The following is a 26333-nucleotide window of genomic DNA, read 5'->3' on the forward strand; positions in this document are numbered from 1 at the left end:
TGTTCTCAAGCCGCATGTCGTCGCGGACCTTGGTTTGTAGTGGTTTCGCAGGGGGACCATGGAATGAACCAGTGCCTACGCTCGCTCGCGTGTGTCGTTGCCGTGGCCACAATGGCCCTCCTTCCCACCGAGTTGGCGGCGAAGAGCAATCATAAATCATCCGCGCCGAAGAAGACGCATGAGGCGAAAGCCGGCAAGCAGCGCCATGCCTCCGCCGGCAAAGCGCGGCACGGCAAGCACGCCGAGGCCAAACGCAAGCCGAAGAAAGCGGTCGACGAGCCCTCGGACAAGCCGGCACCGCCGCCGCTGACCGGCGATCTCGCCGCGCTGAAGGATGCGATCGACCTCGCACGCCAGGGCAAGACCGAGGATGCGGGCGCCGCGCGCGACCGCATCACCGATCCCGCCGGACAGAAGCTTGCGGACTGGTTCATGCTGCGCCGCTCCGAGAGCACGGCGAATTTCAAGCGCTACGCCGCCTTCCTCACCGCCAATCCGGACTGGCCGAGCAGCGCCCTGCTCCGCCGCCGCGCCGAGGCACGGCTGTGGCAGGAGAAGAGCGACGCGGCCATTGTGCACAAATTCACCATGGACCGGCCGACCAGTGCCAAGGGCAAGTTCGCGCTGGCCCGCGTACTGCTCACTGAAGGCGAGACCGACAGGGCTGCGCGTCTCGTGCGCGAGGCCTGGCGCACGGACGAATTGTCCGAGCGGAGCGAAGAAGACTCCTACGCGGCGTTCAGCGATCTTCTATCCGCTGACGATCACCGCGCGCGCATGGACAAGCGCCTCGGCGCCAAGGACTATGCAGGCGCACGGCGCGCGGCCAAACGTCTCGGCGAGGATGCGCTCGCGATCGTGAAGGCCTGCGCCGCCGTCACCGGCAAGGCGAGCAAGGCCAAGGACTATCTCGAGGACGTCTCGACCGAGGCGCGGCGCGATCTCGGCTATGTGCTGTGCCGCGCCCAGTGGCATCTTCAGAACGACCGCATCGACGACGCAGCCGAGGTGATCCTCGCCGCCCGGCCCGACACGATGGCCGCGCAGGACACCGATGCCTGGTGGCGCGAGCGCCGCCTGCTGGCGCGCAAGCTGCTCGACCAGGGCAAGTTCAAGACCGCCTATGACGTGGTGCGCACGGCCGCGGTACCGGAAAAGGAAGTCTATCGGGTCGACTACCACTTCATGTGCGGCTGGATCGCGCTGCGCTATCTCGACGATCCCAAGACGGCGATGGTGCACTTCGCCGCGATCGACGCAGGCTCGGCCAATCCGATCGCGCTGTCGCGCGCCCATTACTGGCGCGGCCGCGCCGCCGAGGCGATGGGTGCTACAGCCGACGCGCGCATGAGCTATCGGGCGGCAGCGCGCTATCAGACCGCCTATTACGGTCAGCTCGCCCGCGCAAAGCTCGGCCTGGACCGGATCGAACTGCGCGCGCCCTCGCCCGTGCTGGCCGCCGCCGACACGCAGTTGGCCGACGAGCGCGTGCGCGCGGCCAACATGCTCTACGATATCGGCGAGCGCGACGTCGTGTTCTATTATGCCGAGGATTTTGCCAAGGAGAGCTCCGACGCCGCGGCGCTCGAAGCGCTCGCCGCGCTCGCCGGACAGCGCAACGACGCACGCGTGATGCTGGAGGTCGGCAAGTCGGCCCTGGCGCGCGGGCTCGCGCTCGACCACTACGCCTTCCCCACCATCGGCATTCCCGAGCACAAGCAGGTCGCACCCGCGATCGAAACCAGCGTGATCTATTCGGTGGCGCGCACCGAAAGCTCGTTCGACCAGCGCGACAAGTCGCCTGCCAATGCGGTCGGGCTGATGCAGGTGACCCCGGAAGCGGGCCGCGACACCGCCAAACGCTTCGGCCTGACCTATGACTGGGACAGGATGGTGTCCGATCCCGTCTACAACACGCAGATGGGCGCGGCCGAGCTCAGCGCGCTCTTATCGGAATATCGCGGCAACCAGATCATGACGTTCGCCGGCTACAATGCCGGCCGCGGCCGTGTGCGCGAATGGGTGCAGGCGCGTGGCGATCCCAGAGATCCCAAGGTCGATCCGGTCGACTGGGTGGAGCGCATCCCGCTGTCGGAGACGCGCAACTACGTCCAACGCGTGATCGAGAACGTCCTGGTCTACCGTGCGCGGTTCGAAGACAGCAGCATGATCGCCGGCAAGAGCGACCAGCGCGTCGTCACGCACGAGGTCAGCGCAACCGCACCCGTGGCGGCCGCAGCACCCGCTCCCTAGTCAACGCCGCCGGGGCTGGACGCGGCGCCTGCGGGTCACGGTGCTGCGGCTTCCACGCGCGTATAGTCGCGCAGCCAGGTGTCACCTCCTTCCATCGATCAGATCGCCACCGCCCAAATATGCGCCGGTCAGCGCTCTTGCGAAGGTCCAGGCGTGTATCGTGCAGCTCCAGCACGAGACGGCACTCAGGACCGCCAACGTCTCGATCATGTTGCCAGCGGCGAGCTCGACGTTACCCGCGGCCGGTTCTGTGCGCCCGGGCATCGACCATTGCATGAAGTACGTGACGAGTTCGCCGCGCCGGTAGCAATCGGTGTCACAGTAGCAGCGCTGTGTCCGCACATGCCTGACATAGCCGATCCCGATTGACCGCGAGCATGCGCTGCACGTGGCGGCGCGCAACGGGGGCTCGTGATTGACCACCACGAATTTCATGAAGCCGCCCTCACGCGATCTTTCGCGAGCGCCTCGCAGAACAATGCGTAACACTGATAGTCGCAGTAAGGCAGACGGGTCGCGATCTCGCGGAGATAGCTGCCGCCGATCGGCTCGCAGCACTGCATGCACCAGGTCTTCCGGAACGGGGTCCGGCCGTTCACCAGTACGAACGCGAATCTCATGTGGCACCTCCCAAAGCGAAGCAGTAAACGCTGTCCATCGGAGACAGTGCGGGCGGTGGAGCGCAAAGATGGTTTCGGCCGTCCGGATTATCCCTGTTTCGCTCCACTTTTTGCGGTGGGATCAGAATGAATCTCCCGTCCTCCCTGCGCCGTGCATAGAGCCGGCCGTCGATGTACTTGATATCGGTCGGATAGCAGTCCGCGTTGCTGCAGCAACTGAGGCTCGGATTATCCGGCATGTGCCAGGTCGAATAGAATTTTTCGTGCAGCGCCTGGTCCTGGGGTGGGTGCTGGCGATGAACGGTGCCGTGTCCCGTCTCCTGCGCCTGGGCCGTCGCAGCGGCGCCGAGGAGAACCATCGCGCACAAGAGCTTGCATGAACGGATCAACGCACGGGCTCCCGGATTAGATATCAGCTCTCCAATTCAGCCCTCACGCGACCTGCGCCCGAAACAGCCACCGGCGGTCGCGTTCGCGGCGTGTGCGGAAGCGATCAACGCATTTCTTGGAGCAGAGCGCAGTGCGCCAGGAATAGTAGCGGATCAGACCAAACTTGCCGCCACACACCGCACAGCCCTTGACTGAAGAGCAACGTTCGAACTCGGATAGGCGACGCTCAGGAAGTTGCGACGTATCGCACATTGTTCTCTCCCTCTTTCGGCTGCTTGCGCTCTTGCCTATTGGTTTCCTTCGAATTCACGCGGGTCGTGAGTTGCGGAGATCGCGGCTGCGTGTCGAGAAATGCAGCTGCCTCGTCGCTGGTCGCCTGCCTGTCGGTGAAAGCGTCCGGGGCTATATGCTTCAGACCCGGTTCTCGTGCGAACACTGCGATTGGCTGGTCGACACTCCCGATTGGCCGTGAGATTAGTCCCCCCAGAACAAGACGCTCAATTGTACGGAGGTAATTGGCCGACATGACTAGGAATGGAGGAGCTATACTTAGGTTTGTCCCGTAGTCGCCCGGGACTCTCGCGATGGCCCATGTTCAACGAGACGGCGAACGACGCACGAGCTGCACGGCGACCGTGAAAAACTTGCCTAGCACGACGTGCTTGATGCGCTGCGGCGAACAGGGCGGCGAGCAGCCAACTCCAAGGCCAACGTCGCAGTCGCCATCCGACTTTGGCCGGAATTGCTCCTCCGGCGGCAACGTGCTCTACTTGCGTTCACGCAGAGAGCGCCGGGAGCGTCTGCGATGAAGCCGGGCCGGGCAGCCACGTTCGGGAAGTCAGCCGCGCAATTCCTCGCCGGCTGTGTCAGGCAAGTTGTCACCCCCAAGCCGCGCACTGAGACCGGTGACGCCGGTCTGCTGGAGGCGGTCAAGCAGTGGCAGCAAGTCTTCGAGCACAACCCGGTCATGTATTTCATGGTCGACCCAAGCGGAACCGTGATCAACGTGAACACGTTCGGCGCGGCGCAACTGGGCTATACGGCCGCGGAGTTGATCGGCCGATCGGTGCTGGATGTCTTTTTCGAGGAAGATCGCGACTTCGTCCGCGCGTGTGTCGCGCTGTGCCTTGAGACCATCGATCAGTCACACACCTGGGAAATCCGGAAGGTTCGCAAGGACGGCTCGGTGCTATGGGTGCGCGAGAACGCCAAGACCATGCTGCGGGCCAATGGCGGGCCAATCGTGCTGGTCGCCTGCGAGAACATCACCGAGCGCAAGGAAGCGGAGAATGCGCTGCGACAGAGCGAAGCTTACCTCGCCCAGGCGCAGGAATTGAGCCACACCGGCAGTTTCGGCTGGAGGGCCGCAACCGGCGAGATCACCTGGTCCAAGGAGACCTATCGCATCTTCCAATGCGACGAAGGGACCAAGCCAGAGATCCCGTTCATGCTCCAGCGGATCCATCCGGAGGACCGGCTCGCAGTGCAGAAGACCACGGGCCGGGCGGCGCGCGAGGGGAAAGACTACGATCACGAATACCGGCTGGTGATGCCCGACGGTTCCATCAAGTACGTCCGAGCGGTCGCCCGGGCGACGCGAGATGCCAGCGGTCACGTGGAGTTCGTGGGATCGGTGACCGACATCACGGCGACCAAGGAGGCAGAACGCAGGCTTCGTGACAGCGAGCAGCGCTTTCGCGACTATGCCGAAACCGCCTCCGACTGGTTCTGGGAGACGGGGCCAGACCATCGCGTCACTCAAGTATCGGAACATTCAGATACCGTCACCCCCCCCGCCGGCCTGATCGGGCTCACGCGTTGGGACATTGCTCCGGACTCCGATCTCGAGCCCGAAAAATGGCGACAACATCGGGCGGCGCTCGACGCCCACATCCCGTTCCGCGATCTGGTGTACCGCAGCAAGGACCGCAACGGACACGCGATCTATGTCCGGACCAGCGGCAAGCCATTTTTCGACGCCAACGGGGCCTTTCTGGGTTATCGGGGCGTCTGCACCGACGTGACCGCGGCCATCCGGGCCGACCAGGCCGAAGACGCGCTGCGCAAGGCCCAAGCCGAGCTCGCCCATGTCACGCGCGTCACGACACTGGGTGAGCTGACTGCTTCAATCGCCCATGAAATCAACCAGCCGCTCGCCGCCGTGATCGCAAACGCCGACGCCTGCGTCGCCTGGCTGCAACGCAGTCCGCCCGACCTCAAGGCGGCGCGCCGCTCGGTGGAGTGGATCATCGAGGACGGCAAGCGTGCCAGCGACGTGATCCGTCACGTTCGGGCGCTCGCCAAGCGTTCCGAAATCGAGATGGCTCCGCTCGACGTCAGCGTGGTCGTGCGCGAGGCCGTCGCGCTCGTTCAGCGCGAGATGGCCAGCCATGCCGTGTCGGTCCGAATGGAGCTGTCGTCGGCACTGCCCAGGATCGTTGGCGATCGCATTCAATTGCAGCAGGTCCTGATCAACCTGATCAAGAACGGGATCGAGGCCATGGAAGGCATCCATGATCGCCCGCGCGAGCTCGCGATCCGTTCAGCGGCCGACGACGATGGCGCGGTGTTGGTGAGCGTATCCGACTGCGGCGCTGGTATCTGCGAACAGGCAATGGACCGCCTGTTCATGCCGTTCTTTACCACCAAGTCCTCCGGCATGGGCATGGGCCTGTCGATCTGCCGCTCCATTATCGAGGCCCATGGCGGACGACTTTCCGCCATACCGAACCAGGAGCATGGCGCGACCTTTCAGATCACGCTGCCGCTCCATCGAGAGGACGCATTGTGACCGAGCGCGCGGGGCCTTCGCCCAAGGAGGACGGCGACCAGCCAATCGTCTTCATCGTCGACGACGACGCGTCCATGCGCCGTGCGCTCACCAATCTATTCGAGTCGGTCGGCCTCAAGGTCGAAGCATTCGGCTCAGCGCCGCAACTCCTGCAGGCCAAGCCGCCAGAAGTCCCCAGTTGCTTGGTGCTCGACATCCGCCTGCCCGGAACAAGCGGCCTAGAGCTGCAGACCGATCTTGCCAAGGCAAATATCCAGACGCCCATCATCTTCATCACCGGTCATGGTGATATTCCCATGACCGTTCGGGCCATGAAGAGCGGCGCGATCGACTTCCTGACCAAGCCGGTTCGCGACCAGGACATCCTGGACGCGGTCCAGGCCGCAATCGAGCGAGACCGCAAGCGCCGCGACCTCAACAAGACGGTATCGAACGTCAGATCACGCTTCGAGTCACTCAGCTCGCGGGAGCGGGACGTCTTGTCACTGGTGACGTCGGGCCTGATGAACAAGCAAGTGGCCGCCCAGCTCGGTTTGGCGGAAATCACGGTCAAGATCTATCGCGGCCAGATCATGCGAAAAATGGGTGCGAAGTCGCTGGCCGACCTCGTGAGGATGAGCGAGGCGCTCGGGATTCGACCCAGCAAGCCCGACGTACAAACCTAAGTATGAGTTTCCAATGGTGACTGGCAGGTCCACCTTGCACGTTTAGGTATGGCCGTGGCGACGGCAAGCGTAATCCTGAGCGAGGAGCGGACGTCTTGTCAGTGGCTTCGGTCATTTCGGTGCTTGATGATGATCCCTATGTGCGGGCCGCAATCAACAATCTCTTGGAATCCCGCGGATACATTGTCCACACATTCGCCTCCGCCGAGGAGTTTTTGCGGTCGACCGATTCGACCGACACTTCGTGCGTGATCGCGGACGTGCAGATGCCGTCGGTCACTGGAATCGATCTGCTGACGCAGATGCGCGCCCAGGGGTCGGCGACGCCATTCATCTTCATCACCGCTTTCCCGGATGAGAGCGTGCGTGTGCGTGCGCTTAAAGCCGGGGCAAGTTGTTTCCTCGGTAAGCCCTTCGCCGCCTCGGATCTGATGCAATGCCTGGAGGTGGCGCTGGCAGAAGGTGGCGAAACCGTGAAGTGATTGTCCGGCGGTCAGCGAAGGCGACACGCTGACAACAGCACCGCCGCCTCAATCCACCTTGATGTTGGCCGCCTTGATGATCGGCCACCATTTTGCGATCTCCGCCTTCTGGCGGGTGCCGAGCGCTTCTGGCGTGAGCTGATCCTTGGGCGTCATCTCCAGGCCCTGGCTTTCGAGTTGCTTCTTCACTCCGGGATCATTCAGCGCTTCCACGGCCGCCGCGTTGAGTTTGGTCACGATCTCCTTCGGCGTGCCCTTCGGCACCCACATGCCCGACCACAGCGTCATGTTGAAACCCTTGAGACCCGCCTCCGCCGCGGTTGGAATCTCCGGCGCCGACGGCAGGCGCTTGTCGTCGGTGATGGCGTAGGCGCGAATGGTGCCGGCGCGGACTTGGTTGATGGAGTTGGAGGTCTGGTCGACGATGAGGTCGATCTGACCGGCGATGAGATCGTTGAGGGCGGGCGCGGTGCCGCGATACGGCACGTATTGCAGCTTGATGCCGGAGACGCTCTCGAAATAGACGCCGGCGATGTGGCTGCCGGAACCCGCGCCGGCGGTGCCTGCTGTGGGCGGCGACGGCCGTGACTTTAGCCACTCAATGAACTCTTTCAGCGAGGTCGCGGGCACCGCGTTCTTGCTGACAATGATCATCGGATTGCTCGGCAATAGCACCACCGGCTCTAGGTCGGCGACGAGGTCGTATTTGAGCTTGTAGACGGCACCGTTGGCAACGTGCGTGCCGAGATGGCCGAATGAGATGGTGTAGCCGTCCGGCGGTGACTGCACGGCACGGCCGACGCCGATCGAGCCGCCCGCGCCGGTGACGTTCTCGATCACCACGGGCTGGCCAAGCGACACCCGCATGCGTTCCGCAAGCACCCGCGCCATTGCATCCGACGGCCCGCCGGCCGCGAATGGCACGATGATTGTGATGGGACGCGTGGGATAATCGTCGGCGCGCGCGGCGCCTGCAACAGCGAGAATAGCAATCAGCGCAGCCCAAGCGGCCTTCATGGTCCTCTCCCCAGCAATGTCTTTATTATTTTTGGCCCTCTGCCCGCGTACGGGAAGAGGGATCAATCGTGGCGTATTGCCGCGCTAATCTAAAGCGCGATGAGATTAGGATGAATCGTCATCGCGCTCTAGGTTATCGTTTGAGCATGATCTTTTCGGAAAACCGCTGCACACTTTTCCGGATCATACTCTAGAACTGCGTGTAATCGATCGGCTTGTGGCGATCGAGCGTACGGGTGACCGGCGGCAGTGGATATTTCAGGCCGGTCGCACAGTTGAACAGCATCACGCGGTCGGTCTTGCTGACGCGGCCGTCGGCGAGGCTCTGTTTGTAGGCGGCGTAGGTGGCGGCGCCCTCGGGGCACAACAGGAGCCCCTCCTCGCGTGCAACCTCGCTGAGCGCCGACGAGATCTTGTCGTCGTCGACCGCGATGGCAAAACCCTTGCTCTGCCGCACCGCGCGCAGGATCAGGAAATCGCCGATCGCCTGCGGAACGCGAATGCCGGAAGCGATGGTGTGCGCATCCTCCCAGCGCGTCGCATGCTCGGTGCCCTCGTCATAGGCCCGCACCATCGGCGCGCAGCCCGAGGCCTGCACCGCGACCATGCGCGGACGCTTGGGGCCGATGAAGCCGATCTTCTCAAGCTCGTCGAACGCCTTCCACATGCCGATCAGGCCGGTACCGCCGCCGGTCGGATAGAAGATCACGTCTGGCACGTCCCAGCCGAGCTGCTCGGCGAGCTCGAGACCCATCGTCTTCTTGCCCTCGATGCGGTACGGCTCCTTCAGCGTCGACGTGTCGAACCAGCCGACTTTTGCTTTCCCCTCGCCGACGATCTTGCCGCAATCGTCGATATAGCCGTTGACGCGATAGACGGTCGCGCCCTGGAGCTCGATCTCGCTGACATTCACTTCCGGTGTGTCGGCCGGGCAGAAGATCGTAGTCTTGATGCCGCACGACGTCGCATAGGCCGCGAGCGCCGCGCCGGCGTTGCCGTTGGTCGGCATCGCCATGTGCTTAATGCCGAGCGCCTTGCCCATCGACACCGCCATCACGAGGCCGCGCGCCTTGAACGAGCCGGTCGGCAGCCGCCCTTCGTCCTTCACGATGATCTCGCCGCCGCCGAGTTTGGCGCCGAGCTTCGGCAGCCGGATCAGCGGCGTCGTGACCTCGCCGAGGGAGACAATGTCCTTGCATTTGCGCACCGGCAGCAGCTCGCGGTAGCGCCACATGTCGCCGGGACGCTGGGCCAAAGCGTCCTTGGTCAGCGCCTTCTTCACCCCGGTGAGGTCGTAGCGGACCAGAAGCGGCTTGCCGGCCTTGGAGAGGTTGTGGACCTGGTCGGCCGCGTAATGATCGCCCTCCATCGCGCATTCGAGATGCGTGACGAAGGTCGGGCGTTCGATGGTCAGGTTGTCGTTGTCGTGCATGGGTTCATTCCCTCTTCTTGTTTTCGTATTTCTCTATCAGACCCGTCACCCTGAGGTGCTCTCCATGCGGCGCCACGCGCCGGATGGAGAGCCTCGAAGGGCGACGAGCCCGGCTGCTGCATCTCGGCCGTTCATCCTTCGAGGCTCGCCCAACGGTGCTCTGCACCGCTGGCCTCGCACCTCAGGATGACGGAGCCGAGAGACGCGAAGCCCAGCCCGTCAAATATTCAGCACCCGTCCATAAGCATCCAGCACGGCTTCCTTCATCATCTCCGACAGCGTCGGATGCGGGAACACCGTGTGCATCAGCTCTTCTTCCGTGGTCTCCAGATTCATGGCGACGACATAGCCCTGGATCAGTTCGGTGACTTCAGCGCCGACCATGTGAGCGCCGAGAAGCTGGCCGGTCTTCTTGTCGAAGATCACCTTGACCAGACCTTGGTCCTCGCCGAGCGCGATCGCCTTGCCGTTGCCGACGAAGGGGAAGCGGCCGACGCGGATCTCGCAGCCATTCTCCTTGGCCTTGGCTTCGGTGAGACCGACCGAGGCGACCTGCGGATGACAATAGGTGCAGCCCGGGATCATGTTCTTCTCCATGGGGTGCGGATTGAGGCCCTTGATCGCCTCGACGCAGATCACACCCTCATGCTCGGCCTTGTGCGCGAGCATCGGGGGACCGGCGACGTCGCCGATGGCGTAGATCCCGGGGACATTGGTCTTGCCGTGGCCGTCGGCCACGATGATGCCGCGGTCGGTTTTGACCCCCAACTTCTCCAGGCCGAGATTCTCGATGTTGCCGACCACGCCGACCGCGGAGATCACCCGCTCGAACTCAGTCGTGACAGGCTTGCCCTTGCCGTCGTCGATGGTGGCGACGACGCTGTCGGCCTTCTTCTCGAGTTTTGTGACTTTGGTCGAGGACATGATTTTCATGCCCATCTTCTCAAAGCGTTTCCGCGCGAGCCCTGCGATCTCCGCGTCCTCCACGGGGAGGATCTGCGGCAGCACCTCGACCACGGTGACGTCAGAGCCCATGGTGTGGAAGAACGACGCGAACTCGATGCCGATCGCGCCGGAGCCGACCACCAGCAGCGACTTCGGAATCCGGTCCGGCACCATCGCCTCGAAATAGGTCCAGACCAGCTTCTGGTCGGGCTCGAGCCCCGGCAGAACGCGCGGCCGCGCGCCGGTCGCGACGATAATGTGCTTGGCCTGGTAGGTCCCCTCGCCCAGCGAGCCCTTCGGCGCCTCGACATCGGACTTTTTCACAGTGACCTTGCCGGGTGCGTCGATCGTGGCCGCGCCCCAGATCACGCTGACCTTGTTCTTCTTCATCAGGAAGCCGACGCCCGTGTTCAACTGCTTCGAGACGCCACGCGAGCGCTGCACCACGGCCTTCGGATCGAACGACACCTTTTCGGCCGACAGGCCGTAATCCTTGGCGTGCTGCATGTAGTGGTAGATCTCGGCTGAACGCAGCAGCGCCTTGGTCGGGATGCAGCCCCAGTTCAGGCAGATACCGCCAAGATACGACTTCTCGACGATCGCCGTCTTGAAGCCGAGCTGGGCGGCGCGGATCGCGGTGACATAGCCGCCGGGACCGGAGCCGATGATGATGACGTCGAAGGATGTATCGGCCATGGCGGCTCCCGTTCAACTCAAGAGGCGCCGCGAGCGCGGCGCTTGAAGACAACAAACCTGACCAGCCATTCGATGATCCCGACCAGGACCAGAACGGCCAGCGCGCTCAACACAATGGGTTGAGCGATGTTTCGCGACAGTTGCTCTCCCGACAGGAAGGCGGAGTGAAGAAAATCGAGTCCGATCGGATTGAGCGCGACAACGGCTCCGAGCAGCAGCGATATCCATGGCCAGCGGGTACGGACATGCAAGGTTGCCCCCTCTGCCGCCGCGTCAGACCATCATCATGACGGGATTTTCGATCAGCTGCTTGAACGCACCGATCAGCTCGGCGCCGAGCGCGCCGTCGATGGCGCGGTGATCGCAGGACAAGGTCACGCTCATCATGTTCGCGATCTCGATCTTGCCGCCGCGCACGACGGGACGCTCTTCGCTGGTGCCCACGGCCAGAATGGTCGCGTGCGGCGGATTGATCACGGCGGTGAAGTGGCTGATGCCGTACATGCCGAGGTTGGAGACGGCCGTGGTGCCGCCCTGGTATTCCTCAGGCTTCAGCTTGCGCGAGCGGGCGCGCGCGGCAAAATCCTTCATCTCGTTGGAGATGGTGGAGAGCGTCTTGGTCTCCGCCTTGCGGATGATCGGCGTGATCAGGCCGCCCGGCATCGCTACGGCAACACCGACGTCGGAATGGTGGTGCTTGACCATGCCGCTTTCGGTCCAGCTGACGTTGCAGTTCGGGATTTTCTGCAGCGCCACCGCCATTGCCTTGATGACGAAGTCGTTGACCGAGATCTTGTAGAGCGGCTTCTTCTCCTTGTCCTTGGGAGCAGCTGCATTGATCTCCTCGCGCGCGACCAGCAGCTTGCCGATGTCGCAGTCGATGGTGAGATAGAAGTGCGGGACGTTCTGGATCGACGCGGTCAGGCGCTGCGCGATGGTGCGGCGCATGCCGTCATGCGGGACGATGTCGTAGGTATCAGGCTCGAACAGCGACAGGATCTGCTTGTCCGACATGGTCGGCGCGATCGCTGGCGCCCCGGACGGCGCCGCCGCGGGCGCCTTGAGGCCCTTGCCGGACTTGGCCTGCTCGACGTCGCGCGCGACCACGCGGCCGTGCGGGCCGGTGCCCGTGACCATCGCAACGTCGATGCCGGCTTCCTTGGCGATACGGCGCGCCAGCGGCGATGAGAACACGCGGCCGCCATGGCCGTTGCCGTGCGCCGCGGGAGCTGCAGCCTGCGCCGCCGGTGCGGCGGCAGGTGCCGGCGCCGCCTTCGGTGCGGCCGGAGCAGGTGCCGGTGCCGGCGCAGCAGCAGGTGACTCAGCGGCCTTGGGCGGTGCAGCCGAGGCGGTCGGCTTCGCGGCGCCCGCGGCCTTCACGTCCTCGCCCTCGCCGGCCAGCACCGCGATCACGTCGTTGACCGGGACGTCCTGCGTGCCTTCGGGCACCAGGATCTTGGCGATCGTGCCCTCGTCGATCGCCTCGACCTCCATGGTCGCCTTGTCGGTCTCGATCTCGGCGATGACGTCGCCGGATTTGACCTTGTCGCCTTCCTTCTTCAGCCACTTGGCGAGGTTGCCCTTCTCCATTGTCGGCGAGAGAGCGGGCATCAGGATGTTGATGGGCATGCTGACCTCACGAAGAACTTCTCAAAACGTCGCCTTCGACAGCGAAGACGAACAGACCAGGTTTAGTTGCCGATGTCGCCCTGCCACAGGCGCTCATTGGCGGGATTGGAACGCCACGTCTTCATCATGGTGATGGAGCGGTCGTCGGCAAGATCGATCCAGGGGATGCCGAACTTGTCGAGGATGTCCTTGGACCCTGGGAAGGTGACGGATTCTCCGATCACCACCAGCTTGACCTTGAACAGCGCCAGCGCGCCGGCGCACATCGAGCAGGGCGACAGCGTGGTGTACATGACGGTGTCGTGGAACGTGATTGCGCCCGCCTCGCGCAGGCAGCTCATCTCGCCGTGCAGGATCACATTGTTCTCCTGCACGCGGTTGTTGTGGCCACGGGCGATGATCTTGTTGTCGCGCGTCAGCACCGCGCCGATTGGCAGACCACCTTGCGCGATCGAGGCTTCCGCCTCGCGGATCGCCTCCAGCATGAAATCGTAATGATAGGATTCTACCGCCACGTCAGTGCCCTTTGCCGCGTGGCGTCGTCGTGCCGGTGTCGGTGGGACGCTCGATCTCGGCCTGGAACATGTCCAGGATCCGGTTCAGGGCATCCTCCTCGGTGTACTCGCTCTCGCGCGCATAGGCGCGCGCGGCATGACGGGCGAGATCGACGAGCAGCAGGCCCCACATGTCGGGCTCCTCGAAGGCGCGCTGGAACGCCATCGACAGCCCGCCGTCCAGCACGAACACGCGCAGGATCTCGACCGCGTCCTCGCGGGTCATGACGTCGGGCGGCAGTGGCTGCTCCTTCGGGCCCGCCATGGTCTACCTGTAGCAGACGGCTTTGGCGGCCTCGACGACTTCCGCCGCCGAGGGCAGCGCGAGCTTCTCCAGGTTCGCGGCATAGGGCATCGGCACGTCCTTGCCGGAGACGCGCGTAACCGGCGCGTCGAGATAATCGAAGGCGTTCTCCATGATGCGCGCGGCGATCTCGGCGCCGACGCCGCTCTGGGCCCAGCCCTCCTCCACCGTCACCGCACGGCCCGTCTTCTTGACCGAGTTGATGATGGTCTCGGTGTCCATCGGTCGCAGCGTGCGCAGATCGATCACCTCGGCCTCGATGCCGTCCTTGGCGAGCTCGTCGGCGGCCTTGAGCGCATAGGTCATGCCGTTCGACCAGGAGATGATGGTGACGTGGCTGCCGGAGCGCACAATGCGCGCCTTGCCGATCGGAATCACGAAATCGTCGAGCTTGGGCACTTGGCCGGTGTGACCGTAGAGCACCTCGTTCTCGAGGAAGATCACCGGGTTGGGATCGCGGATCGCGGCCTTGAGCAGACCCTTGGCATCGGCCGCGGAATACGGCGCGACCACCTTGAGACCGGGAATGTGCGAGTACCAGGCCGAATAGTCTTGGCTGTGCTGGGCGGCAACGCGCGCAGCGGCACCGTTGGGCCCGCGGAACACGATCGAGCAGCCCATCTGGCCGCCGGACATGTAGAGCGTCTTGGCCGCGGAGTTGATGATCTGGTCGATCGCCTGCATGGCGAAGTTGAAGGTCATGAACTCGACGATCGGCTTGAGGCCCGTCATCGCGGCACCGACGCCGACGCCGGCAAAGCCGTGCTCGGTGATCGGGGTGTCGATCACGCGCTTGGCGCCGAACTCCTGGAGCAGGCCTTGGGTGACTTTGTAGGCGCCCTGATATTCGGCGACCTCTTCGCCCATCACGAAGACATCGGCGTCGCGGCGCATCTCTTCGGCCATGGCGTCGCGCAAGGCTTCGCGGATGGTCTGCGTCACCATCTCGGTGCCGGCAGGCACCTCCGGATCGGGCTCGGCCACGGCCTGCGGCGCGGCTGGCGCGGCCTTGGGCTGAGGCGCTTCGGCCTTTGCAGCGGCGGGCGGAGCGGACTCCGCAGCCTTCTCCTGCTTGGCCGGTGCCGGTGCTTTCGCGAGATCGGCGGCGCTCTCGCCGTCGGCGAGGATGGTCGCGATCGGCGTGTTGACCGCGACGTCAGCGGTGCCCTCGGGGATCAGGATCTTGCCGAGCGTGCCCTCATCGGTCGCCTCGACCTCCATCGTCGCCTTGTCGGTCTCGATCTCGGCGATGACGTCGCCCGACTTGATCGGCTCGCCCTCTTTCTTCAGCCATTTGGCGAGGTTGCCCTTCTCCATCGTGGGCGACAACGCGGGCATCAGCACTTGAATTGGCATATCGACTCCAAAAGAAAGCTTGCGCGCGTTCAGCGATAAACGTCGGTCCAGAGCTCGGCGGCATCCGGCTCGGGATCATGTTGGGCGAAATCGGCGGATGCGTTGACGACGTCGCGCACCTCGGCGTCGATCGCCTTCAGATCCTGCTCGGTGACCTTGGCCGCCAAGAGGCGGTTACGCACCTGCTCGATCGGGTCCTGGTCATGGCGGACCTTCTCGACCTCCTCGCGCGTGCGATATTTTGCAGGATCGGACATCGAGTGGCCGCGATAGCGGTAGGTCTGCATCTCCAGGATGTAGGGACCCTTGCCGGCACGGCACCAGGCCGCCGCCTCCTCGCCCGCAGCCTTCACGGCGCGGACATCCATACCGTCGACCTGCTTGCCGGGAATGTTGAAGGACGCGCCGCGCTTGGAAAAATCCTGCTGCGCCGAGGCGCGCGAGACCGAGGTGCCCATGGCGTAGCGGTTGTTCTCGATGACAAAGATCACCGGCAGTTTCCAGAGCTCCGCCATGTTGAAGCTCTCATAGACTTGGCCCTGGTTGGCCGCGCCGTCGCCGAAATAGGTGACGCTCACATTGCCGTTGCCGCGATAGTGATTGGCGAAGGCGAGACCCGTGCCGAGCGAGACCTGCGCGCCGACGATGCCGTGGCCGCCGTAAAAGTGCTTCTCCTTGCTGAACATGTGCATGGAGCCGCCCTTGCCCTTGGAATAGCCGCCGCGGCGGCCCGTGAGCTCGGCCATGACGCCGTTGGCCTCCATGCCGGTGGCGAGCATGTGGCCGTGATCACGATAGCCGGTGATGACCTGATCGCCCTCTTTCAGGGCCATCTGCATGCCGACCACCACGGCTTCCTGGCCGATATAGAGGTGGCAGAAGCCGCCGATTGCGCCCATGCCGTAGAGTTGGCCGGCCTTTTCCTCGAAGCGCCGGATCAGGAGCATGTCGCGGAGCGCCTTGAGCTCCTGCTCCCTGGTAAATTCCGGGGGCGAACCGCCGTCGGTCTTGTCCTGTGGAGTGCTTGCGGCGGCTTTCTTGGGTGCGGCCATGGGAATTCCGGGTCAGAGAAAACTTTCGCCCTCTCTAACCCAAGTCAAACACCGTTGGAAAGCACCGCGGCGGCATGGCACGATTTTCGTTATGCCGCACTGCAACGTGATCGTAATATTGGAAAATCTTTGGCGCCGATCGGGCAACAAATCGATGCAAGGCTGCCGCACGCGCAGATTCGTGACCTCGTCAAGAAGCGTTGAGGCGACCGGGACCTGACATTCGGAATGGGCGGCGCCGAAACGACGCCGCCCTCTCCGCCGACCGATCAGAAGAAGCCGAGCTTCTTCGGGCTGTAGCTGACCAGGAGATTCTTGGTCTGCTGGTAGTGATCGAGCATCATCTTGTGGGTCTCGCGCCCGACGCCCGACTGCTTGTAGCCGCCGAAAGCCGCATGCGCGGGATAGGCGTGGTAGCAGTTGGTCCAGACCCGGCCGGCCTGGATCTCCCGGCCGAAGCGGTAGCAACGGTTGGCATCGCGGCTCCAGACGCCCGCCCCGAGACCGTAGAGCGTGTCGTTGGCGATCGCGAGCGCCTCCTCGTCGGTCTTGAAGGTCGTGACCGAGACCACGGGGCCGAAGATCTCCTCCTGGAAGATCCGCATCTTGTTGTGACCCTCGAACACGGTCGGCTGGACGTAGAAGCCGCCGGTGAGATCGCCTGCGAGCTCGGCACGTCCGCCGCCGGCCAGCACCTTCGCGCCCTCCTGCTTGCCGATATCGATATAGGAGAGGATCTTGGACAGCTGCTCGCTCGAGGCCTGCGCGCCGATCATGGTGGTGGCGTCGCGCGGATCGCCCTGCTTGATCGCGGCAACGCGCTTCAGCGCGCGCTCCATGAAGCGGTCATAGATATCGGCATGCACCAGCGCCCGGCTCGGACAGGTGCAGACCTCGCCCTGGTTCAGCGCGAACATGACGAAGCCTTCGATCGCCTTGTCGAAGAAGTCGTCGTCCTCGGCAGTGACGTCCTTGAAGAAAATGTTCGGCGACTTGCCGCCGAGCTCCAGCGTGACGGGAATGAGGTTCTGGCTGGCATATTGCATGATCAGCCGGCCCGTCGTGGTCTCGCCGGTGAACGCAATCTTGGCGATGCGCGGGCTCGAGGCCAGCGGCTTGCCGGCTTCCAGGCCAAATCCGTTGACGATGTTGAGGACGCCCGGCGGCAGGATGTCCGCGATGATCTCGGCCCAGACCATGATCGAGGCCGGCGTCTGCTCGGCGGGCTTGAGCACCACGCAATTGCCGGCGGCCAGCGCAGGCGCAAGCTTCCAGCAAGCCATCAGCAGCGGGAAGTTCCAGGGAATGATCTGGCCGACCACGCCGAGCGGCTCGTGGAAATGATAGGCGATGGTGTCGTGATCGATCTCGCCGATCGAGCCTTCCTGGGCGCGCACGACGCCGGCGAAGTAGCGGAAGTGATCGATGGCGAGCGGCAGGTCGGCGGCGCGGGTCTCGCGGATCGGCTTGCCATTGTCCCAGGTCTCGGCGATGGCGAGGCGCTCGAGATTCTCTTCCATGCGATCGGCGATCCGGTTCAGGATCGCGGCGCGCTCGGCGACGCTGGTGCGGCCCCAGGCGGCCTTCGCCGCATGCGCCGCGTCGAGCGCCGCCTCGACGTCCTGCGCGTCGGAGCGCGCGATCTTGCAGACAACCTGGCCGGTCACCGGCGAGGCATTGTCGAAATACTTGCCCGAGATCGGCGCGACGAATTTGCCGCCGATGAAATTGTCATAGCGTTCGGCGAAGGGAACTTTGGTGACGCTGAGGAATTCCACCTTGTTCATTGATCACTCCCGATGTTTGCTGTTCGCGCAATTCGTCGCGTGGTCGCGACTTGCGCCGACGATGATGCGGGAGGTGTTTTCTGTCAGCCCGGGCGGGAGCGATGATGGCGCCGACCTGTCGCAGTTCTGCGACAGTCGTGGGCGAGGCAGCGCAAGATTGAGCACTTGCAGCTTCCACACCGTCATTGCGAGCCACCGGGTCCGCGCGAAGCGCGGCCCGATGACAGGCGCCGCGAAGCAATCCAGACTGTCCCTGCGGAAAGATTCTGGATTGCTTCGCTTCGCTCGCAATGACGATTGAGGGAGCAGTTGCGTTCAGTGGTTCAGCTCGAACCGCTTCAGCTTCCGATGCAGCGTGGCGCGGCTGACGCCGAGGGCCTTGGCGGCCGCCGAAACGTTGCCACCCGCGCGGAGCATCGCCCGCTGCAACACCGCGCGCTGACCGCCGGCAAGGTGGTCGTGTGCAGTGTCGCCGCCGAGGAGATCGGCCGCGGGCACCGGCTGCAGTGCCCGGCCGAGGGCGATCCCGAGTCCGATCCGGGCAGCGCGGGTTGCGCCGATCACGAGATCGTCCGCATCAACAGCGATGAGGCCGCCGCAACTACCGTCCGGGCCCTGCGTCAGCACGATGCGGGCATGGCTGAAGGCCCTGCGAAACAGGTCGGCCTCGATACGCTTGGCCGCCTCGCCCGCCGCCAGCGCGATCAGACTGGAGAACGCGTCGGTGCGGTCGGCGCGGCAGGAGGAGACGTCGAGCACGCCTGCCAGCGCCGCCTCATGGTCGTAGATCGGAACGGCGGTGCAGCTCAAAAGCGTGTTGCGGGCGAAGAAGTGCTGGTCGCGATCGATCGTCAGCGGACGCTGCTCGACGAGGCAGGTGCCGATGCCGTTGGTGCCCTCGTGCTCCTCGCTCCAGAGCGCGCCGGTCCACAGCCCCCAGGATTGAAACGTCGCATCGTCCCCCGGCGTGCCACGGCGATCGACCGGAACGCCCTCGCCGTCCGCGAGCAACACACAACAGCCGCTGGCGCCGACGGCCTGATACAGCCGGTCCATCGCACCTTGCGCGGCCGCCAGCAGCGGCGCGATGCGCTCACGGGCCTGATCCAGCTCGGCTTCGGTGAGCCGCATCGGTGAGCTGCGCCCGGCGGGATCGAGATGATGCAATCGGGACGAACGGCGCCACGACGCCACGAGCGCGGACCGGGCCGCCTGGCCTGACGCGATGGCGGCCTCGACGCGGGCCGCGTGATGCGGGGGCGTTGACCCATTCATCACTTGTTTCCTCCGGAAGGTAGTCTAGGCAGTACCGGCACGGCCCGGTTGATCTGCGTCAATCTTGGGCGACTGCGAGGCATGAGCCCCCTTGCTGTGGCGCCGTCAAGGCAGCCGACCGCTTCTTGGCCTACGACTTTCGGTACAGTTGAGGGCTGAGTTGGCGCCGATCGGCAGCCGCTTTCGTTGCCGGTTTCGAATGCAGCGAAAATGCTATTTCGCCGGTATCATCCGAACGAGATCATGCGGATTGACATAGTCGAGCTGGTAGCGCGCCCGCTCGTCCAGCATATCAGGATCGATCCTGGACGTGCGCAACAACGAGACGCGCTGCTCGCTCCTGGCGCGCTCGCGCTTGAGCTGTGCCAGCTCGCTGGTCAGCGCGATGATCTCCTGATCCAGCTCCTGGCGGGCGTTGAGGCCGTATTTGCCGGTGTAGGCGTTGACGCCGAAATAGCCGACGATCGCCGCCGCCATCGCATAGAGGGCAAGGCCGGTCAGGATCGATTTCAGGCGCGCGCGGGAGACCATCTTGGGAAGATGGGGCAGGTTGGTTAAGGGAGTGCTAATCGTCCTCTCCCTGCGCGTCGCTCCAGCCGCCGATCGCGGCGAGGCAAGCTATCTCCACGCGTCATGGCCGGGCCTGTCCCGGCCATCCACGTGCTTTGCCTGGGATGACGAAGAACGTGGATGCCCGGGACAAGCCCGGGCATGACGGAGAGTTGAGCGGCCTTGGCTTCCAGTTTCAGCCGTGATGCTTCGCGACGTGGGCGGCGAAGGCGTCGATATAGGCCTGGAGCACAGGCTTCAGCGACTCCTTGACCAGATTGCCCTCGGCATCAAAGGCGTCGCCAATGGCGTTCAGATAGGTCTCCGGCTGTTGCATGATCGGGCCGGTAATACCAGGCAGGATGGTTTGCAAATGCTTGGCCGCGCTGACCCCGCCGAGCGGGCCCGGCGAATTGGAGATGATGCCGACCGGCTTGCCATTGAAGGAGCTTTTGCCATAGGGCCGCGAGGCGACGTCGATGGCGTTCTTCAGAGCACCAGGGATGGAGCGGTTGTATTCGGGCGTGACGAAGATAACGCCGTCCGACTTCTGAAGCTTATCGCGGAACGCCAGCCAGTCCGCGGGAGGCGCGCCCTCGAGGTCCTGATTGAAGAACGAGATGCCGGCCGGCGTGATCACCTCGAGCTTGAGCGAGCTAGGTGCGAGCTTGGCGAGCGCATTGGCGATCTTGAGCGAAAAGCCGGCCTTGCGCACGCTGCCGGCGATTACGACGATATTGTAGGCCATGGAATGTCCTTCGAACTTGAGCGGGAGTGCCGGGAGCGCACTTAAGCGATCCGGACCAATGGATGCAAGTGCATGAACCGGCTCGATTTGGAAACGCTGCGTTTCTCGAACGTATCCCTTGGCTTCTCCGGGCGACATCGCGCCCTTTGGCTGTTGGCCAAAACATTCGGGCCGCCAAGCGGCGGCCCGATCTCTCGCCCAAACGGCTAACTCCGATCAGATCGTCGGATTCCACGCCGACGGAATCAGGCGGTATTTGGCGCCGTCCTTCACGACATGCCCGACCGACGGGAAGGTGAAGTGGAAGCCGATCACGGTCGCTTTCTCGGCCGCCGCCATGTCGTAGAATTTGTGGCGCGTCGTCTGCGCCATCGCCGGATCAGCGTCGAACATCACGTGCCAGTCCGGATTGCGCAGGAAGAATTCCGGAATGTTGGTGACATCGGACTGGATCAGCACTTTGGCATCGCCCGATGCGACCGCGAACGAGGTGTGGCCTGGCGTGTGACCCGGCGTCGCGATCGAGGTGATGCCGGGTGCGACCTCCTTGCCCCACTCGTACTTGGTGACCTTGGACTCGAGGCCGGCAAAGGTCTTCTTCACGTTGGCGAAATAGTTCTTCATCATCGGGTTGGACTCCGCCTTGGCGACGTTGTCCTCGCTGGTCCAGAACTCCCAGTCCTTGCCCGGCACCATGATCTCTGCATTCGGGAAGGCGAGCGTGCCATCGGCGAGACGGAGGCCGTTGGTGTGGTCGGGATGCAGATGCGACAGCAGCACGACATCGATGTTCTTCGGGTCGACGCCAGCGGCCTGGAGATTTTGCAGGGTGCGGCCGACCGCGCCCTTGCTCGGCTCGAGATTGGCGACGCCGTTGCCGGTATCGATTAGCACGAGCTTGGAGCCGGTGTTGATGAGCTGCGGATTGAACGGCACCGTGACCATGCCCTTTGGCATGTAGGCCGCCTCGCCCGCGGCCAGCGCCTCGTCCTTCGGTATGTTGACGACGAACTTCTCCGGCATCGGGAAGGTGCGCGCACCATCGTTGATCGACGTGCACTCGTAGCTGCCGACCTTGTAGCGATAGAAGCCCGGCGCCTGCGTCCCAGCCGGCTGCACTGAGGCATTGGCGGTGGTCGGTCCAAGCCCGGTAACGGCGGCCGCACTGAGGGCGGCGGCACCTGCGAGCAGGTGACGGCGATTGAGGTCGGTCATGCAGAGGTCCCCTTCTGAACGCCTTGCGGTTTTTCCGCTTTCAACGGCGGCGGGAATAATCGCCCGCTTCGCTCAGAAGGCAAGTCCCTTCTTCCGGTGACGTGCCGTCGCACATCACGATAATTTATTTGGGTTGAGGGGGAATTTTTCGGCGATCGCCTGTCTGCGCCAGTATCGCTTCGGTGCATGGCCGTAGACTCGCTTGAAGGCGTGTCCGAAGGCGCTCTCCGACGAGTATCCAAGCTGCGCGGCCGTTGCCGAAACGGTCGCTCCACGTCGAAGAAGATCGCGTGCAAGTCGCATTCGCCATCTAAGCAGGTAGTCGAGCGGCGCCAGCCCCACCAGAGACTTGAACCGCTTCGAAAACGCGGATCGCGACATGGCGATCGCTTCGGACAATGCTTCCAGGGTCCAGGGGTGAGCGGCGTCTTCGTGTATCAGCCTGATGGCCTTGCCGATCCTGGCGTCGACCAGTGCGTTGATCCATCCCAAACCCTCGCCGGAATCCTGATCCAGCGCCGCGCGGAGCACCTGGACGAGCAGGACGTCGGCAAGCCTGTCGGTGAGTACGGCCGCTCCGATTCCCGTCCCCCTGATTTCAAGGTCGAGAATCTCGAGCGTGGAATGAATGACGGCTGCCGATGGACTGCGCGACGGTATGAGCAGAAAGCGAGGGAGCGCATCGAGCAGCAATCCGGCGTCCGACGCTTCGAAACCGAAACTGCCGGCAAGCAGAACGGTATCGCGGCCCGCGTGACGCGCGACATCCGACTGCGTCCAATCGAACGCCGCTATACCGTCTTCGGGAGCAAGGCGTTGGTCGTTGGCCAGAACATAGGCTGGTGCATTGGCCAGAAGAAAGCAGTCGCCGGAGACAAGCCGATGATGGGCTTCGTCGCCGAAATCGATCCAGCAATCACCTCGGATGACCGCGCCGAACTTAAGGGCGGGTTTGGCCGGGAACCGATACGACCAATTGCCGCCCGCCTCGAACCTCGTGCAACGCGCAGCGCGAACGTTCAGGAGCGAGAAGACCTGAGACAGCGGGTCCAAGGTCTTGTGCCTATCCGAGGGTTTATCCAAGGCTTGATCCGATCTCGACGATTTTCGAGCACTTCGAGCATAGATCATCCTCGATTCCGATGCGAAGGTGATCTCGCAACGAATTGCGTGGAACATCTATGACAGGCATCGCAGGCAAGGTCATCGCCATCACGGGCGCCAGCAGCGGAATTGGCGAAGCCGCCGCCCGGCATCTCGCAGAACGTGGCGCCATCGTGATCCTCGGCGCACGGCGCGCCGACCGGCTGCAGATTCTGGCCGCGAGCATCGCCTCAAAGGGCGGAAAGGCGTCGTACCTCGTCACCGACGTCAGGCAACGCGAGGATGTCGCCAGGCTCGTCGGACTTGCCACGGACCGATACGGGAAGCTGGACGTCCTGATCAACAATGCGGGGATTGCCCCGATTTCCCGCCTTGACGACCTGAGGGTCGACGACTGGGACGACATGATCGACGTGAACGTGAAAGGCGTGCTCTACGGAATCGCCGCCGCCCTGCCCGTCTTTCGACGTCAGGGCTTCGGTCATTTCATCAACACCCTGTCGACCGCCGGCATCAAGATCGTTCCGACAATGGCGGTCTACGCGGGATCGAAGAATGCTGTCAGGGCGATTTCCGAAGGGCTTCGTCAGGAGGCCGGCCCCTCGCTTCGGGTGACAACCATCTCACCCGGTTATGTCGACACCGAACTGCCGTCCTCCATGACGGATTCCGCGTTGCGGGAGCAAGGGCAGGCAAGCATGAAGGCGATGGCCATTCCGGCGAGCGCAATCGCGGAGGCGATGGCCTTCGCGATTGCGCAGCCGGATAGCGTGGACGTCGGCGAGATCGTCATTCGCCCCACGGCTCAGGCATAAACTCGATCAGGCCTGGACGCCGTTGCGCGTCACGACTTATTCGGGTTGATGAGGAATTTTTCGCCGGTGGCACGTTTGGCGTACACCGCGATGTTGGCGGGATCGAGCGCCTCGGCGAGCGACACCACCTTGGTGTAGTGGCTGGCGAAGGTGGTCTTGAGCTCGGACGCGACGCGCTGGCGCAGGCGACCGATCTCGGCCGGACCGATCTTCTGGAGGAACGGCGTGAGCAGCCAGCCGCCGACGCCCCAGCTCAGGCCAAACGAGCGGTTCAGCTCGGTCGGGCGCGTGTCGAGGCTGCCGTAGATATAGACCTGCTTGTACACGTTGGAGCCGTAGCGGCTGTATTCCTTCGCGGTCTTGTTGGCCGCGATCTCCATCGCGGTAAGAATCTGGCTCGCCAGCTTGCCGCCGCCGATGGCGTCGAAGGCAATCGTGGCGCCGGTCTCGACCAGCGCGTTGGTGAGGTCGTCCATGAAGCTCGCCGCGCTGGAATCCACGACATGCTTGGCGCCGATCTTGTGCAGGATGTCGGCCTGCTCCTTGCTGCGCACGATGTTGACGAGACCGATGCCGTCCTTGATGCAGATCTTGTTGAGCATTTGGCCGAGATTGGAGGCGGCGGCCGTGTGCACGAGCGCCTTGTGGTTCTCGCGCCGCATCGTCTCGGTCATGCCGAGCGCGGTCAGCGGATTGACGAACCAGGAGGCGCCGTCGGCCGCCGTGGTGCCTGCCGGCAGTTCCATGACGTCGCGGACCTTCAGCACGCGATATTGCGTGTACATGGCGCCGCCGATCATCGACACCGTTTTGCCCATCAGCGCCTTCGCGGCATCCGATGATCCGGTCCGGATCACCGTGCCGGCGCCCTCGTTGCCGACCGGCAATGACTGATCGAACCTGGCCGCCATCATTCGCATCGCGCCCTCAGGCATTTTCGCGGTGATGACCGGTGCGTCCTTGGTGCCGGAGGCCTGGGCCGCCGACATGTCGGCGGCCCCGATCAGGAGCCCGAGGTCGGAGGGGTTGATCGGCGTGGCTTCGACGCGAACCACGACCTCATCGTCGGCCGGCTCCGGTGTCGGGACATTCACGAGGGACAATTCCAGCTCGCCGCTCTTCTTCAGCAGCGAACGTAGTTGCAGTCCGGTCTTGCCGTCGCTCATGTCGATCCTCCCCTGTCCTTTCTTCGCGAGTCGAAGCGCCGGCTTATGCCAGCGCCTTCAGTGCCGCCCTGCCGCCGTAGAGCGCCTGCTTGCCGAGCTGCTGCTCGATACGCAGGAGCTGGTTGTATTTGGCGGTGCGGTCGGAACGCGCAAGGGAGCCGGTCTTGATCTGACCGCAATTGGTGGCGACCGCGAGGTCGGCAATGGTGGAATCCTCGGTCTCGCCGGAGCGGTGCGACATCACCGAGGTGTAGCCGGCCTTGTGCGCCATCTCGACGGCGGCGAGCGTCTCGGTCAGCGTGCCGATCTGGTTGACCTTGATCAGGATCGAGTTGGCCCGGCCCGCTTTGATGCCTTCGGCGAGGCGCTTGACGTTGGTGACGAAGAGATCGTCGCCGACGAGCTGGCACTTCTTGCCGATGAGGTCGGTGAGCTCCTTCCAGCCGTCCATGTCGTCTTCCGACATGCCGTCCTCGATCGTGACGATCGGATAGCGCGCGACGAGGTCCGCAAGATACTTGGCCTGCTCGGAGATCGAGCGGGACTTGCCCTCGCCTTCATAGACGTACTTGCCGTCCCTGAAGAACTCGGTCGAGGCGCAGTCGAGCCCGAGCACGATGTCGGAGCCCGCCTTGAAGCCGGCCTTGCCGATCGCGTTCATGACGAAGTCGAGCGCCGCGTCCGCCGACGGCAGGTTCGGGGCGAAGCCGCCCTCGTCGCCGACATTGGTGTTGTGACCGGCCTTCTTCAGCTCGGACTTCAGCGTGTGGAAGACTTCCGCGCCGTAGCGCAAGCCCTCGGCAAAGCTCGACGCGCCGACCGGGAGGATCATGAATTCCTGGAAGTCGATCGGGTTGTCGGCGTGCACGCCGCCATTGATGATGTTCATCATCGGCACCGGCAAGAGCCGCGCCGAGGTACCGCCGACATAACGGTAGAGCGGCATGTCGAGCGAGTTCGCGGCCGCCTTGGCGCAGGCCAGCGACACACCGAGGATGGCGTTGGCGCCCAGCCGGCTCTTGTTCGGCGTGCCGTCGAGGTCGATCATGATCTGGTCGATCTGGGCCTGCTGCTCGACATCGAGGCCGCTCAGGGCCTCGAAGATCTCGCCATTGACGGCGCTGACTGCCTTGGAGACGCCCTTGCCGAGATAGCGGGCCTTGTCGCCGTCGCGCAGTTCCACTGCCTCATGGGCGCCAGTCGAGGCTCCCGACGGCACCGCGGCGCGGCCGAGCGCGCCGTCTTCCAGCACGACATCGACCTCGACGGTGGGATTGCCCCGGCTATCGAGGATTTCGCGGCCGATGATGTCGATGATGGCGGTCATGATGTGCACTTCCGTTCGTTAGGGCTGATCGGTGTCGCGGGTCTTACACGGGCCGCAAGCAAATGTGAACGCTTGGACGAGCCGCTTCGACTGACGCATGAAGAACCTCAGATTATGCTCGACGACATCTGCTCCGCGCGTCCATCCTCAATCCTAGACAG

Annotated in this window: 26 protein-coding genes; 5 read left to right on the forward strand and 21 right to left on the reverse strand. The window is 63.8% G+C overall.

What is annotated here, in order from left to right; all coding sequences use genetic code 11:
• Positions 1–63 precede the first annotated feature (63 nt).
• A complete protein-coding gene (locus BLV07_RS12845) occupies positions 64–2253 on the forward strand; it encodes a transglycosylase SLT domain-containing protein (protein WP_091885596.1) in 2190 nt (729 codons plus the stop codon).
• Positions 2254–2334: 81 nt separating this feature from the next.
• On the opposite strand, the gene BLV07_RS12850 is transcribed toward BLV07_RS12845, so the two are convergent.
• Genes BLV07_RS12850 through BLV07_RS46115 form a run of 4 tightly spaced genes read right to left on the reverse strand, consistent with a single transcriptional unit; the run spans position 2335 to position 3515 of the window.
• Entirely contained in the window at positions 2335–2688 is a 354-nt protein-coding gene (locus BLV07_RS12850) for a hypothetical protein (RefSeq protein ID WP_091885599.1), read from the reverse strand.
• Complete coding sequence (locus BLV07_RS12855; RefSeq protein ID WP_091885602.1) at positions 2685–2873, reverse strand: hypothetical protein; 189 nt, start codon at positions 2871–2873, stop codon at positions 2685–2687. The genes BLV07_RS12850 and BLV07_RS12855 overlap by 4 nt, the downstream gene beginning before the upstream one ends.
• Positions 2870–3262 carry a hypothetical protein gene (locus BLV07_RS12860; protein WP_091885606.1) on the reverse strand — a complete coding sequence of 131 codons (393 nt, stop codon included), beginning with the start codon at positions 3260–3262 and terminating at the stop codon, positions 2870–2872. The genes BLV07_RS12855 and BLV07_RS12860 overlap by 4 nt, the downstream gene beginning before the upstream one ends.
• A gap of 43 nt (positions 3263–3305) precedes the next feature.
• A complete protein-coding gene (locus tag BLV07_RS46115; RefSeq protein WP_143035399.1) occupies positions 3306–3515 on the reverse strand; it encodes a hypothetical protein in 210 nt (69 codons plus the stop codon).
• A gap of 553 nt (positions 3516–4068) precedes the next feature.
• Here BLV07_RS46115 and BLV07_RS12865 point away from each other — a divergent pair.
• The 3 genes from BLV07_RS12865 to BLV07_RS12875 all read left to right on the forward strand — a co-directional run bounded on the left by BLV07_RS12865 (position 4069) and on the right by BLV07_RS12875 (position 7201).
• Positions 4069–6054: a PAS domain S-box protein gene (locus tag BLV07_RS12865; protein ID WP_091885610.1), complete on the forward strand. Its 1986-nt coding sequence runs from the start codon at positions 4069–4071 to the stop codon at positions 6052–6054.
• Positions 6051–6719 carry a response regulator transcription factor gene (locus tag BLV07_RS12870; protein ID WP_091885615.1) on the forward strand — a complete coding sequence of 223 codons (669 nt, stop codon included), beginning with the start codon at positions 6051–6053 and terminating at the stop codon, positions 6717–6719. The genes BLV07_RS12865 and BLV07_RS12870 overlap by 4 nt, the downstream gene beginning before the upstream one ends.
• Before the next feature lie 95 nt (positions 6720–6814).
• The gene (locus BLV07_RS12875) at positions 6815–7201 is read left to right on the forward strand and encodes a response regulator transcription factor (protein WP_176945503.1); all 387 of its coding nucleotides are present in this window, start codon (positions 6815–6817) and stop codon (positions 7199–7201) included.
• A 48-nt stretch (positions 7202–7249) separates the two neighbouring features.
• Here the strand turns inward: BLV07_RS12875 and BLV07_RS12880 are convergent, their stop codons facing one another.
• The 15 genes from BLV07_RS12880 to BLV07_RS12955 form a co-directional block, all read right to left on the reverse strand.
• On the reverse strand, positions 7250–8218 hold the full coding sequence (locus tag BLV07_RS12880; protein WP_176945504.1) for a tripartite tricarboxylate transporter substrate binding protein BugD: 969 nt from the start codon (positions 8216–8218) through the stop codon (positions 7250–7252).
• 190 nt (positions 8219–8408) lie between these two features.
• Positions 8409–9650: a threonine synthase gene (locus BLV07_RS12885; protein ID WP_091885626.1), complete on the reverse strand. Its 1242-nt coding sequence runs from the start codon at positions 9648–9650 to the stop codon at positions 8409–8411.
• A 219-nt stretch (positions 9651–9869) separates the two neighbouring features.
• A complete protein-coding gene (lpdA, locus tag BLV07_RS12890; RefSeq protein WP_091885629.1) occupies positions 9870–11291 on the reverse strand; it encodes a dihydrolipoyl dehydrogenase in 1422 nt (473 codons plus the stop codon).
• A gap of 17 nt (positions 11292–11308) precedes the next feature.
• Entirely contained in the window at positions 11309–11542 is a 234-nt protein-coding gene (locus BLV07_RS12895; RefSeq protein WP_091885634.1) for a hypothetical protein, read from the reverse strand.
• Between the two features lie 22 nt (positions 11543–11564).
• Complete coding sequence (locus tag BLV07_RS12900) at positions 11565–12920, reverse strand: pyruvate dehydrogenase complex dihydrolipoamide acetyltransferase (protein ID WP_091885639.1); 1356 nt, start codon at positions 12918–12920, stop codon at positions 11565–11567.
• A gap of 62 nt (positions 12921–12982) precedes the next feature.
• On the reverse strand, positions 12983–13435 hold the full coding sequence (locus tag BLV07_RS12905; RefSeq protein WP_091885643.1) for a nucleoside deaminase: 453 nt from the start codon (positions 13433–13435) through the stop codon (positions 12983–12985).
• Position 13436: 1 nt separating this feature from the next.
• A complete protein-coding gene (locus BLV07_RS12910) occupies positions 13437–13739 on the reverse strand; it encodes a DUF5076 domain-containing protein (RefSeq protein WP_027559362.1) in 303 nt (100 codons plus the stop codon).
• Positions 13740–13742: 3 nt separating this feature from the next.
• Positions 13743–15134: a pyruvate dehydrogenase complex E1 component subunit beta gene (locus BLV07_RS12915; RefSeq protein ID WP_091885648.1), complete on the reverse strand. Its 1392-nt coding sequence runs from the start codon at positions 15132–15134 to the stop codon at positions 13743–13745.
• Between the two features lie 29 nt (positions 15135–15163).
• Positions 15164–16186: a pyruvate dehydrogenase (acetyl-transferring) E1 component subunit alpha gene (gene pdhA, locus BLV07_RS12920; protein WP_091885651.1), complete on the reverse strand. Its 1023-nt coding sequence runs from the start codon at positions 16184–16186 to the stop codon at positions 15164–15166.
• 269 nt (positions 16187–16455) lie between these two features.
• Positions 16456–17973: an aldehyde dehydrogenase gene (gene adh / locus BLV07_RS12925; protein ID WP_091885655.1), complete on the reverse strand. Its 1518-nt coding sequence runs from the start codon at positions 17971–17973 to the stop codon at positions 16456–16458.
• Positions 17974–18288: 315 nt separating this feature from the next.
• Positions 18289–19248, reverse strand: a complete 960-nt coding sequence (locus BLV07_RS12935; RefSeq protein WP_176945505.1) for a GAF domain-containing protein — start codon at positions 19246–19248, stop codon at positions 18289–18291.
• A 213-nt stretch (positions 19249–19461) separates the two neighbouring features.
• On the reverse strand, positions 19462–19779 hold the full coding sequence (locus BLV07_RS12940; RefSeq protein WP_008567889.1) for an FtsB family cell division protein: 318 nt from the start codon (positions 19777–19779) through the stop codon (positions 19462–19464).
• Between the two features lie 214 nt (positions 19780–19993).
• A complete protein-coding gene (locus BLV07_RS12945) occupies positions 19994–20545 on the reverse strand; it encodes an NADPH-dependent FMN reductase (RefSeq protein ID WP_091885664.1) in 552 nt (183 codons plus the stop codon).
• A gap of 216 nt (positions 20546–20761) precedes the next feature.
• Complete coding sequence (locus BLV07_RS12950; protein ID WP_091885667.1) at positions 20762–21760, reverse strand: MBL fold metallo-hydrolase; 999 nt, start codon at positions 21758–21760, stop codon at positions 20762–20764.
• Positions 21761–21874: 114 nt separating this feature from the next.
• Complete coding sequence (locus BLV07_RS12955; protein WP_244551075.1) at positions 21875–22891, reverse strand: AraC family transcriptional regulator; 1017 nt, start codon at positions 22889–22891, stop codon at positions 21875–21877.
• Between the two features lie 50 nt (positions 22892–22941).
• Here BLV07_RS12955 and BLV07_RS12960 point away from each other — a divergent pair, with 50 nt between their 5' ends.
• Positions 22942–23679, forward strand: coding sequence for an SDR family oxidoreductase (locus BLV07_RS12960; protein ID WP_091885670.1), 738 nt, complete (start codon positions 22942–22944; stop codon positions 23677–23679).
• A 29-nt stretch (positions 23680–23708) separates the two neighbouring features.
• Here the strand turns inward: BLV07_RS12960 and BLV07_RS12965 are convergent, their stop codons facing one another.
• Together BLV07_RS12965 and eno are read right to left on the reverse strand one after the other, a co-directional pair.
• A complete protein-coding gene (locus BLV07_RS12965) occupies positions 23709–24845 on the reverse strand; it encodes a zinc-binding dehydrogenase (RefSeq protein WP_091885673.1) in 1137 nt (378 codons plus the stop codon).
• Between the two features lie 43 nt (positions 24846–24888).
• The gene (eno, locus tag BLV07_RS12970) at positions 24889–26172 is read right to left on the reverse strand and encodes a phosphopyruvate hydratase (protein ID WP_091885676.1); all 1284 of its coding nucleotides are present in this window, start codon (positions 26170–26172) and stop codon (positions 24889–24891) included.
• Positions 26173–26333 lie beyond the last annotated feature (161 nt).

This window comes from Bradyrhizobium sp. Rc2d (assembly GCF_900099855.1).
Taxonomy (GTDB): domain Bacteria; phylum Pseudomonadota; class Alphaproteobacteria; order Rhizobiales; family Xanthobacteraceae; genus Bradyrhizobium.